This window comes from Echinicola soli (assembly GCF_006575665.1).
GTDB classification, from domain to species: domain Bacteria; phylum Bacteroidota; class Bacteroidia; order Cytophagales; family Cyclobacteriaceae; genus Echinicola; species Echinicola soli.
This window is the reverse complement of sequence record NZ_CP041253.1, coordinates 4655217-4670593: the sequence shown is the minus strand read 5'-3', so window position 1 is coordinate 4670593 and position 15377 is coordinate 4655217. Positions and strand designations below refer to the sequence as shown.

General features: G+C 42.9%; 12 protein-coding genes. 4 read left to right on the top strand and 8 right to left on the bottom strand.

Annotated elements, in window-relative coordinates; translation table 11 throughout:
* Positions 1 to 18 precede the first annotated feature (18 nt).
* The 6 genes from FKX85_RS18285 to FKX85_RS18260 form a co-directional block, all read right to left on the bottom strand.
* A complete protein-coding gene (locus FKX85_RS18285; protein WP_141616106.1) occupies positions 19 to 1257 on the bottom strand; it encodes an ROK family transcriptional regulator in 1239 nt (412 codons plus the stop codon).
* A 482-nt stretch (positions 1258 to 1739) separates the two neighbouring features.
* Complete coding sequence (locus tag FKX85_RS18280; protein WP_141616105.1) at positions 1740 to 3326, bottom strand: toxin-antitoxin system YwqK family antitoxin; 1587 nt, start codon at positions 3324 to 3326, stop codon at positions 1740 to 1742.
* A gap of 100 nt (positions 3327 to 3426) precedes the next feature.
* Positions 3427 to 3996: a hypothetical protein gene (locus FKX85_RS18275; protein ID WP_141616104.1), complete on the bottom strand. Its 570-nt coding sequence runs from the start codon at positions 3994 to 3996 to the stop codon at positions 3427 to 3429.
* A gap of 10 nt (positions 3997 to 4006) precedes the next feature.
* Positions 4007 to 5005, bottom strand: coding sequence for a 3-oxoacyl-ACP synthase III family protein (locus FKX85_RS18270; protein WP_141616103.1), 999 nt, complete (start codon positions 5003 to 5005; stop codon positions 4007 to 4009).
* A gap of 203 nt (positions 5006 to 5208) precedes the next feature.
* Positions 5209 to 5907, bottom strand: coding sequence for an SOS response-associated peptidase (locus FKX85_RS18265; protein ID WP_141616102.1), 699 nt, complete (start codon positions 5905 to 5907; stop codon positions 5209 to 5211).
* Between the two features lie 26 nt (positions 5908 to 5933).
* The gene (locus tag FKX85_RS18260) at positions 5934 to 6893 is read right to left on the bottom strand and encodes a YheT family hydrolase (protein ID WP_141616837.1); all 960 of its coding nucleotides are present in this window, start codon (positions 6891 to 6893) and stop codon (positions 5934 to 5936) included.
* 123 nt (positions 6894 to 7016) lie between these two features.
* On the opposite strand from FKX85_RS18260, the gene FKX85_RS18255 reads away from it, so the two are divergent.
* Both FKX85_RS18255 and hslV read left to right on the top strand, forming a co-directional pair.
* Positions 7017 to 8681: a pyruvate dehydrogenase complex dihydrolipoamide acetyltransferase gene (locus tag FKX85_RS18255; protein ID WP_141616101.1), complete on the top strand. Its 1665-nt coding sequence runs from the start codon at positions 7017 to 7019 to the stop codon at positions 8679 to 8681.
* 327 nt (positions 8682 to 9008) lie between these two features.
* Positions 9009 to 9551: an ATP-dependent protease subunit HslV gene (gene hslV, locus FKX85_RS18250; protein WP_141616100.1), complete on the top strand. Its 543-nt coding sequence runs from the start codon at positions 9009 to 9011 to the stop codon at positions 9549 to 9551.
* Between the two features lie 211 nt (positions 9552 to 9762).
* Here the strand turns inward: hslV and FKX85_RS18245 are convergent, their stop codons facing one another.
* Both FKX85_RS18245 and FKX85_RS18240 read right to left on the bottom strand, forming a co-directional pair.
* On the bottom strand, positions 9763 to 12486 hold the full coding sequence (locus FKX85_RS18245) for a tetratricopeptide repeat-containing hybrid sensor histidine kinase/response regulator (protein ID WP_141616099.1): 2724 nt from the start codon (positions 12484 to 12486) through the stop codon (positions 9763 to 9765).
* A 52-nt stretch (positions 12487 to 12538) separates the two neighbouring features.
* A complete protein-coding gene (locus tag FKX85_RS18240; RefSeq protein WP_141616098.1) occupies positions 12539 to 12931 on the bottom strand; it encodes a Dabb family protein in 393 nt (130 codons plus the stop codon).
* Between the two features lie 175 nt (positions 12932 to 13106).
* Here FKX85_RS18240 and FKX85_RS18235 point away from each other — a divergent pair, with 175 nt between their 5' ends.
* Both FKX85_RS18235 and FKX85_RS18230 read left to right on the top strand, forming a co-directional pair.
* Positions 13107 to 14093 carry an aldo/keto reductase gene (locus FKX85_RS18235; RefSeq protein ID WP_141616097.1) on the top strand — a complete coding sequence of 329 codons (987 nt, stop codon included), beginning with the start codon at positions 13107 to 13109 and terminating at the stop codon, positions 14091 to 14093.
* 16 nt (positions 14094 to 14109) lie between these two features.
* A complete protein-coding gene (locus tag FKX85_RS18230; RefSeq protein ID WP_141616096.1) occupies positions 14110 to 15006 on the top strand; it encodes an aldo/keto reductase in 897 nt (298 codons plus the stop codon).
* Positions 15007 to 15377: the final 371 nt, after the last annotated feature.

Sequence of the window (15377 nt, the reverse complement as noted above, 5' to 3'; positions counted from 1 at the left end):
AATTTGCTGGTACCTGGATCAGTTGATAATATCTTCAAATATATTTTCGATCACTACGGCGACACCTCCCAAGAGCCCTACTTCCTGTCCTAGTTTGTACAGGGTCAATTCCGATTTTTCACGGGACTTGGCCATGCTGAAGATGTTCAGTGCCTGCTGTATCGGCGTGATCAGGTATTGCTGAGCCTCTGCCACGCTGCCACCCACTATAATCAAGTCTGGATTCAGTAATTGGATAAGGATGGAAATTCCCCTTCCCAAATCCAGTCCAACATCAGACAGAATGGTGATGGCCCTTTGGTCACCTGCTAGTGCAGCATCGACGATCAGTGAAGGATCAACTCCCTCTCCACGTTCCCTGGCCAATCGGCTTAGGATAGAATCGCTGTCCTTTTCAATGGCTTCCCCTGCCATTCTTACCATGGCAGTTCCAGAAGCTACGGCTTCCAGGCAGCCCTTCTTGCCGCAAGTGCAAGATATCTCACGGGATTCAAAAATAGGGGAGTGGCTAAATTCACCTGCGAAGCCAGCACCTCCTCTGTAGAGTTTGCCGCCGATGATGATTCCCAGGCCGATGCCCCAACCCACGAAAATGCCCAGTACATTGTTATATTTTTGATCTTGGCTAAACTTGAATTCGGCCAACGTCATAGCGCGGGCATCATTTTCTATAAACACTTTTCTGTCAAAACGTGCTTCAAAGTTTTCTACCAGACTTTTCTTGCCAAATTTCAGATAAGTGTGGTTTACACCATTGACGGAGTCCACTAAGCCGGGCATGGATATGCCTATGGCGATGATTTTGTTACTTGGAATCCCAGACTCTTGCATATAAGTTTCCATGAAATCACCAATTTTATCGAAAGTGGACTTTTCATTGTTTAAGGTGATTTTGAACGTGCCGGTTTCTGTGACCGCTTTGTTAGCACTGTCATAGATGGCTGCACGCACTGCGAACTTGCTAATATCAAGTGCCAAGACATAAAAGGAATCCTGCGCCAATCTATAAAGGTCTGGTTTTCGGCCACCTTGTGACTCTGCACGGCCTTGCTTGACGAGCTTACCGGCTTTTATCAGATCAGTTAGCAATGAGTTTACCGTAGGCAAACTGATACCTACCTCATTACAAATCTCACTCGCGGTATTGCTGCCGTTCGTATACAGATTTTTAATGATCTTGATTTTGTTGAGGTAGTTTTTAATTTCTACTACCCCTTCTTTTTCATCGAGGCTCTTTTTTGGATCGATTAAATTCATGTGTGTTTTATTTATTAGGGTATTCAAATAAACAAAATATGCCTCAATATAAAAAATACTTTTATAAAAAAATTAAAAAAGATTTACGGGTTTATGTTAAAATATTGATTGGTCCGAGTTGTTATTTAAGAGATTGTTAAGAAATATACTCAAATAATGGTGAAATATGAAGTACTAAAGTGTTGAATAAATGAAGTTTTGATGGAAAGATGAAAATTTTGAAAAATAGGCTTGGGTTAAAAAAACGATTTGCTATCAGGGATGTTTAGTGTCAACTCTAAACCTAACATGAACCAAAGGCTGAAAGCCTAGCTCAATACTCTGAAAGCCCCTTTTTTAATTTAAAAGCTAGGATTATTAGCCCCTAAGGAGCGGAGCAAATTCTATCTATATGATAGCCCAATGGGATTCATTGGGCTAGATTGAGCGCATTTTTCATGGGGCATTTATATCAGCTTAAATGCCAAATATTGTGATATGTTTTAGTCAAATGTCTGGAAGGGAAGGTCTGGTTCGGGCAGTTGGTCGGGGACAATCTCATCATCGTTGTATCTGATGATTTCAGCCAATTTACCAGACCTGGTATAATAGTTCCATCTCCCTTCTTTCTTACCATCTTCCATGTTTCCAGAAGAAGCGATTTTTCCATTGTCATGATAATAGGTCCATTTTCCCGTTTGCTTGCCAAACAGATAGGTGCCTTCTGATTCTTTGGTGCCGTTGACATAATAGGTGTAGCGTGTTCCCTCACCATCCTTAAGGGTTCCTTTGTCCAAGGTACTCTTCCCGTCATAAGCATGATACTCGCTTACGTTCATTAGTCTGCCATTGCTCCAATATTCTTCTTGGGTAAGTTTTTTGTTATCATAGAACAGCCCCCAGGTTCCCTCTTCAAATCCATAAAAATAGCTACCGACGGATTTTAGCTGACCACCATCATAGTAATAGAACCATTGACCATGCTCAGAGCCCAGTTCGTATTCACCTTCGGCGATGAGAATGCCTATTTTGTTAAAATATTTCCAAAGCCCCGTTTTCACTCCATTTTTGTATTCACCAATGGAATAAAGCTGTCCATCGGTATAATAGCTTTTCCACAGGCCTGCTTTCACGCCTCCGGAATATTGACCTCGTACGGAGGGTTCACCATCTTCGTGGTTCTCTTGGTATTCACCTACAGGCATTCCCAACTCATAGGTTTTGCGTTTGGCGAGGTTTTTATTGGGAAAATACTCTTCCCAAGTACCAACTGGAATGTCATTCTCGTAGCGTTCTACTCTGGCTAGCCTTCGGTTTTCATAATAATGTTTCCATGTGCCTGTTTTATTGCCGTTTTTGTCGTATTCTTCCTCGGAAGCGATTGTTTTGGTTCCAGGGAAATAGGTGATCCACTGGCCAGTCTTCTTCCCATTTTTATACTCACCGGTTTGTTCTACCACATTATCGATCGAATAGCGGGTAAATGTACCGTCGGGAACTCCTTCCACATAATTGACCTCAACGACGAGCTGGCCTTCACGGCTATACTCCAGGTATGGGCCATGTAGTTCTCCTTCTTTGTAGGTGCTTTTGATGGCCAACTGACCACTTTCATAATAAGAAAGCCATTCACCATCGATCACTCCATCTTTGAACTGGCCTTCTCGCTTTCTTCTTTTGGATGGGTTAAAACCGTAAAGGGCCACACTTGCGCCATAGTATTCTTTGTACTCTCCTACCGATACACTGTCCTTGTAGGTGGCATCTACCAGCAGGTAGCCTTCCTTGTCGTATTCTTTGAAAGGTCCTGTGAGTTTGCCGTTGCTATATTCTGCAACGATATGCTTGGTGCCGTTAGGATGATAGGTTGTCCATTTCCCATCCTTTTTGCCTGCTTTTAGATAACCTTCTTCCAGGAGTTTATTGGTCCTCGGAGAGCTTAGCTGCCATAATCCTTCCATCTCACCGTCCACGACTACACCCGAAGCCACCACTGAGGAATCGGCATTGTATATTCGTACAGCTTTTTTTTGCGAATAGGTCAGGGATGTACTCGCTAAAAGACAACATATTATAAAAAGATACTTCATTAGCGTTATAAAGCGTTTTTGATCGTTTTTTGTAAGTGGGGTTTACGTTTTCTGTTCTTTTCTTGTTTCTAAATTAGAATTAATTCTTTAAAAAAAGTGATTAGACATGGTGAAACTTCTTCATAGCATGCCATTCTGAGAAAATATGTCTTTGAAGTTGTTCAATATCGCTATGGAATGGGATATGCTTCATTAACTGTAGGTGGTGATATCGTTTAGTGTGATTGGGGAGATCGTCGTGTTGGATAGCCGAGGTGTGCCGGTGATGCTTTACAATGCCGGTATAATCCCAGGGGGAGCCCGTAAGACAAATTTCGAACCCATGGTTGGTGTAATTTTTAAAAACACTTTCTTCCGGGAGACGGTCGATGCCAAAGAACACGAAGAGATACAGTCCATTTCCCCACCAATTGATAAAGCGGATATTAAGCCCATCTTTTTTGTCAAAGTCTCTTACTAGGTCCAATACTTGGTAAGGGCAATGCTGCAGTTCATTGCCTTTGGTGATTTTTTTGCCTTTGGGATAGGGATGAAAGGTGGTCAGTTCTTGATCGCTGATTTGATTGGCTATGGTCGAAAACAAGGAGACGAATTGTTCTTTGAGCCGGTGGATGCCCAAAAACAGTTCTTCGTCTTCCAATATTTTGAGGTCTATTATTCCTTCTTCCATGATAGGCTGCTTACCAATGAAGCAATACTGATCCCCAGGCAAAACCACTGCCAAATGCTGCCAGGCACAATAAATCGCCTTCCTTGATCTTACCTTGTTCCCAGGCTTCGCTCAGAGCAAGTGGAATGGTAGCGGCAGTCGTATTGCCATAGCGTTGGATATTGTTAAAAACTTTTTCATCTGTTAAGCCAAACTTTTGCTGGATGAATTGGCTGATCCTCAGGTTCGCTTGATGGGGGACGAGGAGGTCCAGGTCAGCGACCGTTTTGTTATTGGCCATAAGGGCTTCCTGAATGACTTCATGAAAACGGACCACGGCATGTTTAAAGACCACATTGCCATTCATCTGCATCCTGAAGCTGTCCTCATTCACCATATCTGGTGAAAGTCTCACTTCACGGCTACTACCGGGATCTTTTAGGTAAAGCTCCTCTGCATAATCCCCGTCCGCATGCAGGTGACTGGAGAGAATCCCTGAATGGTCACCATCAGCCGCCTGGATGATCGCAGCACCCGCACCATCGGCAAAGATGACCGCATTGGATCTTCCCGCGGTACTTTTGTCCAAAGCAGAGGATTGGATTTCCGCGCCGACCAACAGGATGGTCTTATACATGCCTGTTTTGATAAACTGATCCGCGACGGACAGCCCGTAAATAAAACCAGAACAAGCATTTCTTATATCCAAAGCGCCAATGCCCTGAAGGCCAAGCTCCCGCTGAAGCAGCACTCCATTACCGGGGGCAAAATAATCGGGAGTGCTGGTCGCAAAAACAATGAAATCAATGTCTTTAAGAGTGATTCCTGCACGTTCGGCAGCCATTTTGGAAGCCTTGGTAGACATATTGGCTACGGTATCCACGCCAGGCGTAAACCAGCGCCTTTCCTTAATGCCTGTTCTTTCAGTAATCCATTGGTCATTGGTGTCCATCATTTTGGTGAGATCGTCATTAGTGACGACATTTTCGGGGACATAGTGGCCCACACCGATTATCCTGGATTTTTTCATGATCAGTTTTGGTTAATTGCTGCCTTTAAAGTCATCAAAGGTCCTCTGATTATCGTGACCTAGAGTACAAATATGCACCATCTTTGGCAAAAGTTCATGGAGAATCTAAATAATCGGATGCCGATACGCTTATGGAGAGGGCTTTGTCAAGGTGAAAAAATCGTCCCAAGGATAAGCTTGCAAGGTTCAAAGGTTCCAGGTATTTAACCAAAGAGCGTGTAATTCCCAAATTGGTCCATGGGACTGGTTTTTTTGATGAGGAATTCCGAATCCACACTGATTTGATTGACCATTTGGGAGACGGTATAGGCGGTCATGGCATCTGCATCTTGACCACTAAGAATGGCAAGCAGCTGGTCGGCTCCTTTAAATTTGTCCAACCAGATTGTTTCTTGGTCTCGTTCTAAAATTACCGGCATTCGATCGCCAAAATCCTTATGGAGGGCGTTGGCTTCAGTGGTGAGTAAAGAAAAAGTGTGGTTAATATCGCCTGCTTCGTTTTCAAATTCCTCCCATATCCCTGCAAAGCTAAAAAGCCGCTTGTCATGAAAAGTGAAACGATAGGGGATTTTAGTTTTTTTGCCCACTTTTTTCCACATATAATACCCATCGGCAGGGATAATACACCTTCTTCTTTGGAAAGCCGATTTGCTGGAAGCTTTTAGGTTAACGGTTTCTGCTTTTGCATTAATGTATTTAAGGGAGACAGGTTTGTTCTTAGAAAATTCCGGTGTCATCCCCCAGTAAAAGTGTGAAAACCCCCGGGGACTCTCAGAGGTGATGAGCGGAAGAAGTTGGGTAGGGCCAATATTGTACCTGGGCTGGAAATTATCCAACATCTCCGCGTCAAAGCGGGTTTCCAGATCTTGTTTGGTCGTGGCTAAGGAATATCGTTCACACATGATGGTTAGTGGGAGTTTCGTGTAAATTAATCATCGGAATCGATAAATTCAAATGCTCGGTTTTCTGACCAGTAGATTTCTTTCCGCTTACGAGGGCTAAATCCCACATGTCCACCTATTTCAGGGAATTCCATATAGACATTTTCCAGCGCATGTGCCTTGTCCACCGGGAAGCATTTTTCACTCAAGAAAGGATCGTTTTTAGCGTTTAGGATCAGGGTAGGGATGGTAATCCCTTCGAGAAAGTAGAGTGAGGAGCATTGGTCATAATAGTGACTGGCATCCCTAAAGCCGTGCATAGGGCCGGTGAATTTATCATCAAACTCCCTGAGCGTTTTTATTTTGTGCAGTTCCGCTGTTGAGAGGTCATCGGGAAACATGAGAGCTTTTTTCTGGACTTTTTCCTTCAGTGTTTTCAAAAATCGGTTGGAATAGATCAGGTTTTCTCCACTGCTGATTTTATTGCAGCTACTTTTGAGGTGAAGTGGAACAGAGATGGCGACGGACTTTTTGATTTTTGGGCTTTTGGGAAGGAGCTCTCCCAGGTATTTTAGGGTGAGATTTCCACCAAGGCTAAAACCTATCAGGTAGATTTGCTCATATTTATCCTCAGCGTGGTTGATGACCGTTTCTAAATCATAGGTGGCCCCTGAGTGATAGAAAAAAGGCCTGATATTGAGTTCCCCACTGCAGCCTCGGAAATTCCACGCCAGGACATCATATTTATTTTGAAAAAAATGTTTGGCCATTCCCTGCATGTAAGGCCTTCGGCTATCTCCCTCCAGACCATGACAGATAATGACAAGTTTTTTACTATCTTGTCGCAACCAATCGAGGTCGAGAAAGTCACCATCGGGGGTGGTAATTCTTTCTCTGTCAAAGGGTAATGAAAGGTGTTTTCTGAATAGTGCGGGGAAGATGGTTTGCAAATGACCATTGAACAGGACCGATGGTCCGGCATAAGTGGTGTTGGTAATCAAAGGCATTTTAGAAAGAATCGAAACGTTTTCATGATTTGCAGTCATGAAATTACCATTATTAAATTTGAATAAAGATATTTTAAGAACTATTTTTGACTTGCGTAAAATTGAATAGGATATAGAAAACTTATGGCCGAAGTAATAAGAATGCCCAAAATGAGCGACACCATGGAAGAAGGGGTGATCGCAGCTTGGTTAAAGAAAGTAGGAGACGATGTAAAAGCTGGGGACATCCTGGCAGAAGTGGAAACTGACAAAGCTACCATGGAGCTGGAGTCTTATGATGAAGGGGTGTTGCTGCACATTGGAGTGGAAGAGAAAGACGCTGTTCCAGTAAATGGAGTAATCGCTATTATCGGTGAAAAAGGAGAAAACATCGATGACCTGCTCAAAGACTTAGACGGTGGAGGCAATGGAGATGCCGAAGCTGCTAAAGAAGAAGCACCAAAAGAAGATAAAAAAGAGGAGAGCAGCAGTGAGTCTGCACCTGCTGAGGAAATCGATACATCTGATGTCAATGCCAACCTGATCACCATGCCCAAAATGAGTGATACGATGCAGGAAGGTACCATCGCTTCTTGGCTTAAAAAAGAAGGCGACGAAGTGAAGTCAGGGGACATTCTAGCAGAAGTGGAAACCGATAAGGCTACCATGGAACTGGAATCTTACGATGACGGTGTGCTCCTGCATATCGGTGTCCAAGAAGGAGATAGTGTGCCGATCGACGGAGTGATCGCGGTGATTGGAGAGAAAGGTGCTGATTATGAGAAGCTTCTAAAGGCGCACAAGCAAAAGTCCAATGGCGGCAATGAAGAAAAGCCAGCTACTAAGGAAGAAAAGAAGGAAGTACCTAAAACTGAATCCAAGCCCGAACCAAAGAAAGAAGAAGCATCAGAAAAAACCACTTCTTCCAGCAGTTCTTCTGAAAACGGAAGGATCAAAGCATCTCCATTGGCCAAGAAACTGGCTGAGGACAAAGGAGTGGATATCGCGTTGATCAAAGGATCCGGAGAAGGTGGACGAATAATCAAACGCGACGTAGAGAGCTTCGACCCTGCTACAGCACAGCCTGCTGCCCAATCCGGTGCAGCCGCTCCAGCAGCAGTAGGACAAGAATCTTATACTGAAGAAAAGGTTTCCCAAATGAGGAAAACCATTGCCAAGCGATTGGCGGAGAGTAAGTTCAGCGCTCCGCACTTTTACCTGACCATGGAGATCAATATGGATAAGGCAATCGAAGCACGTAAGAGTATGAATGAAATCGCTCCCGTGAAGATATCGTTCAATGACATGGTGATCAAGGCAGTGGCTGCTTCATTGAGGCAACACCCAAAAGTGAATTCCAGCTGGCTGGGAGACAAAATCCGCTACAACGAGCATGTTCATATCGGCATGGCCGTAGCGGTGGAGGAAGGACTTTTGGTACCAGTGATCCGTTTTGCAGATAGCAAGACATTGTCACAGATTTCCCAGGAAGCCAAGACTTTGGGTGGAAAGGCTAAAAACAAAGAGCTTCAGCCTAAAGATTGGGAAGGAAATACCTTTACCATTTCCAATCTTGGAATGTTTGGCATCGAAGAGTTTACGGCGATCGTAAATCCACCGGATGCCTGTATCCTGGCCGTAGGGGGTATTAAGGAGACAGTGATCGTGAAGGATGGTCAGATGCAAGTAGGAAATGTGATGAAAGTAACCTTGTCATGTGATCACAGAGTGGTTGATGGTGCTGTAGGTTCTGGTTTCCTTAAAACACTTAAGGGATTACTGGAAGATCCTGTGAGAATCCTGATATAATGTAATCAAACGGCACAATGATGCTGTAAAATATGTCAAAAAGTCCTGTTCGGTGCATTCCTGACAGGGCTTTTTCTTTTAGTATGGTTTTTGCCAATTAGGGGAGTATAAATGATCAAGACACAAGTATCAAGTTTAGAGAAAAAGCAAATGGAAAAGTGTCAATGCCTTTCCCCTATTTTATGGAAATAATTTAGGCGTTACAAGTAAAAGATAATAAGGGCTTTGATCGGGAAGGAAGTTACATTTTATCATAACTTTAATATGTTGTAACCTTCGTCACATTTGAACCCCGAAACCTTAAAACATTACAACTACATAATAAACATGGAAAAATTAAGATCCACCACGGTTGTGGCCATTAAGCATAACGGAGAAGTGGTCATCGGAGCAGATGGCCAGGCCACCTTGGGCAACACTGTGGCTAAAAGCAGTGTCAATAAGGTGCGAAAGCTCCAAGGAGGGAAAATAGTAACTGGCTTTGCAGGCTCTACTGCAGATGCTTTTACCCTTCTGGAAAAATTTGAAGAGAAGCTCGGCGCTTATGGAAACAATATGAAGAGAGCTGCGGTGGAGCTGGCCAAAGAGTGGAGGACCGATCGTATGCTGAGCAAACTGGAAGCGATGATGATCGTGGCAGATGCAGATGATGTGTTGATCATTTCAGGAACTGGTGATGTGATCGAACCTGATATGGAAATCGCTACGATAGGTTCTGGGAGTATGTACGCACAGTCTGCTGCCAGGGCGCTAAAGAAATTTGCTAACCAGCTATCCGCCGAAGAGATGGTAAGAGAAAGCCTTAACATAGCCGCTGATATCTGTATTTATACCAATCATAATCTTGTGGTGGAAAAAGTAACTTCTTAACAACCTCAGTTAGATAACAAAAATCGTCACTGTGAACCTGCTTGGGAGCTTGGCTTTAGACAAGCTCCCAATGTTTATAGTGCTAATCTTAAGCCGAAATCAGGTTAACGGGGTTTCCCTTTTTAACTTTGGTGTTTTTAGCCTAAAATATGCATTAGCCTATCTGTTGCGACCCAAGGCTTCTTCAAAATCTATCCTGGCCCTGCTTATATCAGCTTACTTGCTGGGTGAGGTGGTAAAGGAGTATTTTGGTGATGGCTTCTTTGTCCATTGGTTTTGCAGTAAAATCATCTAAGCCTGCTGTCTGGCTTTTTTGTTTTTCATTGTTAAGAATTCCCGCCGTCAGCGCAATGATAGGGGTATGCCTATCCATTCCTTCCAATTTACGGATCATTCGGGTAGCCTCATATCCATTTAGCACGGGCATTTGAATGTCCATAAAAATGATGTCCACATCATTGGTTTGGAATACTTCCACTGCTTGTTTACCATTTTTTGCTTCTAAAATAGCTGAATTTGGTACTAGAGATCGGAGCATTTTTTTGGTCAGAATCATGTTTACCATATTGTCCTCTGCAATTAGAATGGTAGGAGAAATGGTTTTCAGCCCTTCCAGGTCATTTGGTTGGACCAAGAAAGTGGTCTCAGGTGTATGGTCTTTTTCAGTGTTAAACAACTTATGCACAATATCCAGAAAATCAGGCTTCTTAAAAGGCTTGATAAGAAATGCGTCGACGTGTTCTGGAAGGGTGATGTCACGCACAAAGGCATTGTGCATCAATATGACCTTGGTGGTAGCGGGAATTTGTGAGCTTTCTTTTAGCTTTTTGGCCAAGGTCATGCCGTCAATGCTGTAAAGGTTTTGATTGATCAAAATAAGGTCAAAAGGTGCTTCCTTCTCCAATAGGGCATGGGCTTGTTTCTCGTTTTTAGCCTGTTCAATGGATCCGTTAAGTTTATGGATAACCGTGCTGATGACATGACGGTGTATGTTATTATCATCAATGATAAGTGTCTTTCGACCGATTAGGATCTGAGAGATTTTCTTATCGGATTTTTTCTTTAGTACGACGAAGTCCAAATCAAACCAAAAAGCACTGCCCTTTCCCATTTCACTTTCCAGGTGGATCTCACTGTCCATCATCTCAAGTAGCTTTTTTGAAATGGTCAGGCCAAGTCCAGTTCCCCCAAACTTTCGACTGGTGGAAGAATCCTCTTGGGTAAAGGCACTGAAAACCTTTGCTTGATTTATTTTGTTGATGCCCGTTCCGGTGTCTTTTACCATAAAACGAATGGTAGCTTCACCGTTGGTAAGTGATCGGACATATTCTATTTTTAAGATGATCTCGCCTTTGGAAGTGAATTTTACGGCATTGCTCAGGAGGTTAATGAGAATTTGTTTTAATCTTAACTGGTCCGCCATCACCGAGAAGGGAATGTCTTCATCGATGTCCAGGATCAGTTCGAGTTGCTTTTTATGGGCATGGAAAGCAATAAGATTAATGGCTTCAATGCCCAGGTCATACATGTAGGTAGGTGATTTTTCTATTTCAAGCTTGCCTGCCTCTATTTTGGAAAAGTCCAGGATGTCATTGACGATTTCCATTAAGGACTTTGCGGACTGATTGATTAGGTTGATATATTGCCTTTGGCTAGCGTCCAAGGTGGTGGAGCTAAGCAAGTCCGAGAAACCGATGACGCCGTTGAGGGGTGTTCGTATTTCGTGGCTCATGCTGCTGATAAAATCGGACTTTGCCCGGTTAGCAGATTCGGCCTGTTGTTTGGTCTTTCTAATCTTGTATGTACTAAATAGAATAAAAGTAGCCAGGATAATCATGAGGATGAACCCGATCAGAAAAATGTTTCGCTTAAAGATCTGTTGCTGCAATTTTTCATTAATCAGCTTTTCGTTAAGGGCCATTTCAGTATTGATGGCGTCAAGTCGCTGGTCAAAGTCAAACTTAGCTTCCAGCTTGCCCATGCTTTTGGCGTTTAGTTTACCATGAAGGCTATCTACAAGGGCTGTGTATTCTTTTTGGAAGTTAAGCGCTTGCTTCCAGTTGCCGATTGCTTCGTAATACTGCGCGTACATTTGGTTTATCTCCACCATATGTTCACGATAGTGATTTTCGGTGCTGATATTTTTGCCTTGGTCCAAATAGCGCTTGGCCATGTAATATTGGTCCCTTGCCAGGTAGAGACGTGACAATCTGATAATGACACTGACCGTGGTAAAATAGTAAGCGTTTTCGCTTTTCAGGATTTCAAAGCAAGCTTTATAATTGCCAATGGCAGCTGTGGTGTCACCTTCTGCCACATTAATATCTCCCAATGTCCTGTGGGCAAATGAGCTAAGAAATTGGTTTCCATTTTTTTTAACATAAGGTGTGATCAGGTCCCGAGCCTCATCATAATTGCCCATTTGAGTCAGTATCCAGGCAATGTTGTTAAGTGCCCTTCCCGTAAGCATATTGTCATTAAGGGGCTTACTTTTTTCATAAGCTTGCTCAAAATATTCGAGTGCATCAGCTAATTGGTCTGTACTTCCACTGTAGATAGCCCCTATGTTCAGCAGGGACTTCGCCAATAGCCTTTGATTGTTTAGCGGGACAATACTTTGGTGCCCTTTAAATGCATATTCAATCGCCAGTGAATACTGATTCATGCGGTAATAAATCCAGCCCAAATTGATCATGCTCTCGGCTTCTCCTAAGCTATAGTTGATCTTCTGTGCTTGATCGAGTGCTACAATGGAATTGTCAAGTGCCTTTTTGGTGTTTTTTTCAATGTTTTTTTCAGCCCAGTTGTTAAGGCTGTCAATTTTACCTTCCATAGACATTGCCAAATGTGGCGAATTGACCTGAAAGGGCATCGCCTTAAGGACTGGCATCATCGAAATGAGCTGAAATAGCAATATGAAACGTAGTAGTTTCATCCGGTTTTTTTGCAGGGGATCGCGTAAATTGAGCTAAAGGAGAGGTGAAATGCTATTCGATTTTCATGTCATAGACTTGGACCTTTTCCCACTTTTCCTCATGCTTAGCGATGAATTTTTTATGGGTTTCATGGATTTGATAGATGTTATGATCTTCCATTGTCCTGAAATGGATCGTGAGCGACACATGAAAAGAGTGGTCCACGACATCCCTTCTGGTAGTAGCGGCAGGTTTTCCGATATAGGCTTTTTTAATGCTGTCTATTTTAATGAGGCCTTCGCAGCCCTTGATGAAGCTTTTCGTGTCTTTTTCTGGGTTTTTGAGCCAAAAATATACTTGATGGATCAAGAAATCTTTGGCTGGTGCAGCATTGGCGCTCAGAGGAAAGAACAGGCTCGTTCCTACTATTCCCAATCGGTTTAGAAATGATCTTCTTGTTTTCATAGTTGTTGTTTCTTATTGAATATTATTGAAAAAATGAGTGGTAATTTAGGAATTACTTAAACATCTTTGAGTCATCAGTTAATAAATAAACTTAATTGCTTATACATGCTGTATAAATGAATTTTATTCATTATTACTTTGCTAATGTATAAAAAAAGGATAAAATATCATTAATATGAATTATAGAAAACTGGGCAACACCGATATCAACATTTCAGAAATTTCACTTGGCACTTGGCAAGTAGGCGGAGGCTGGGGAGGAAACTTCGATGAAAGGGCAGCAGCTAAAATTTTGCATGAGGCCATAGATGGTGGAGTTAATTTTATAGATACCGCGGATGTTTATGATGATGGGAAGAGCGAGGCTGCCGTGGGCAGGCTTCTCAAGGAGCGATCAGAACAGATTTTTGTGGCCAGTAAATGCGGGAGGCAGATCAGCCCACATGTGAGTGAGGGCTATACTCCTGAAGTACTTAGGAAATACGTGGAAGCCAGTTTGAAAAATATCGGAATCGAATCGTTGGATTTGATTCAGTTGCATTGTCCACCGACGGCAGTGTATAAGCAAGATGAGATTTTTGAGCTTTTTGATCGCTTGAAAGAAGAAGGTAAGATCAAGCATCTGGGTGTTAGTGTAGAGAAGGTAGAGGAAGCGCAGCTGGCCATTAAGTACCCAAATGTGAAAACGGTGCAGATTATTTTCAATATGTTCCGTCAAAAACCTGCCGCCACCTTTTTCGAAGAAGCAAAAGGGAAAGATGTCGGCATCATCGTACGTGTGCCATTGGCGAGTGGTCTTCTCAGTGGTAAGATGAGTCGGGAAAGGGAATTTGATACGAACGACCATCGTTATTTTAATAGAGAGGGAAAGGCCTTTGACAAGGGGGAAACCTTCTCGGGTGTCGATTTTGAAAAAGGATTGGATGCGGTGGAAGCGCTTAAGGATATTTTCGGAGAAGATGAGCCATTGGCTGCCTGGGCCCTTCGATGGATATTGATGTTTGACGAAGTGAGTACCGTTATTCCAGGTGCTTCACGGCCTAGCCAAGTAAAAGCAAACTTGCTGTCTTCAGCATTACCAGCCTTGACTCATGAGCAGTTAGAAGCTGTAAGGGCAGTCTATGCGCAATACATCAAGGCAGATGTACATCACTTGTGGTAAAAAAAAATAAGCATATATGCACTATAATCAATTAGGGAAATCAACTATCAAGGTCAGTGAAGTTTCTTTTGGCTGTATGTCACTAAAGGGCAGCAAAAAGGAAAATGTACAATTGATCCACCAAGCTATCGAGCATGGCATCAATTATTTTGATACTGCGGACTTATATGACGCAGGCAAAAATGAGAAAGTGGTGGGAGAAGCACTTAAGGGCATGCGTCATGACATAGTACTGGCCACTAAAGTAGGAAATGAGCTGAGGGCCGATGGAAGTGGATGGGACTGGAATCCACGAAAATCCTATATCTTAAAGGCCATTGAAAAAAGCCTGAAGCGCTTACAGACCGATTTTATTGACTTTTACCAGTTGCATGGAGGAACTTTGGAGGATCCAATTGATGAAACCATTGAGGCATTTGAATTGCTCAAGGAGCAAGGAAAAATCAGGGAGTATGGCATCTCTTCCATCCGTCCAAATGTCATTCGACAATACGTGGAAAAATCCAACATTGCCGGGGTGATGATGCAGTACAGCCTGTTGGATAGAAGGCCGGAGGAAGTTGTTTTGGACTTGTTGGGAAAAAATCAGATCAGTGTTTTGGTAAGAGGTGGATACGCCAAAGGGCTTCTGCTGGATAAGCCGGCAAAAGAATACCTCAACTGGTCAGAGAAAGAAGTGGGCGTTATAAAGGACAAGGTGAAGGCATTGTGCAAAGACACGAAAATCCAGCAGAAAGTGGCCCTTAAGTATCCGTTGGATCACAAAGCAGTGGCATCCGTGGTTTCAGGGATCCGCACTTCTGAGCAATTGTTAAGTACGTTGGAAGCACTGGAGGTTAAAAAGGAGGTGGATGCCATTATACAGCAGCTTAAAAGTGACCTAGCACAAAATTTCTACGAAACGCACCGATGAGTCATTTACGTAGCCAAGCATAATTGAATAAATAGTGTTTCCGTCCTTTTATTCAGGTGTAAAATTGCTTTCAATAGGTCTTCATGAATGCTACGCATTTCCATTGATGAAAAGGACGGAAAATCCAGTCCGGTGGTGAGTTCTTTAAATTGGGAAGGACAAGTTTTCCAGTGAGGACAATACGTTACCCAATTTAATTTAAGAAAACTGCTCCGGCCTGAAAATGTATGGATCTCGCTGTTCCACGACGCGAGCTAATTTATTTTCTTAACGGCCTGCTCATTTTTCTTAAACCGGTCTCACCAAGGGACTTCCTTAACTTTCGAAATCGCATTTTGTAATGGTACCACTACGTGTAAAATTACCGATAG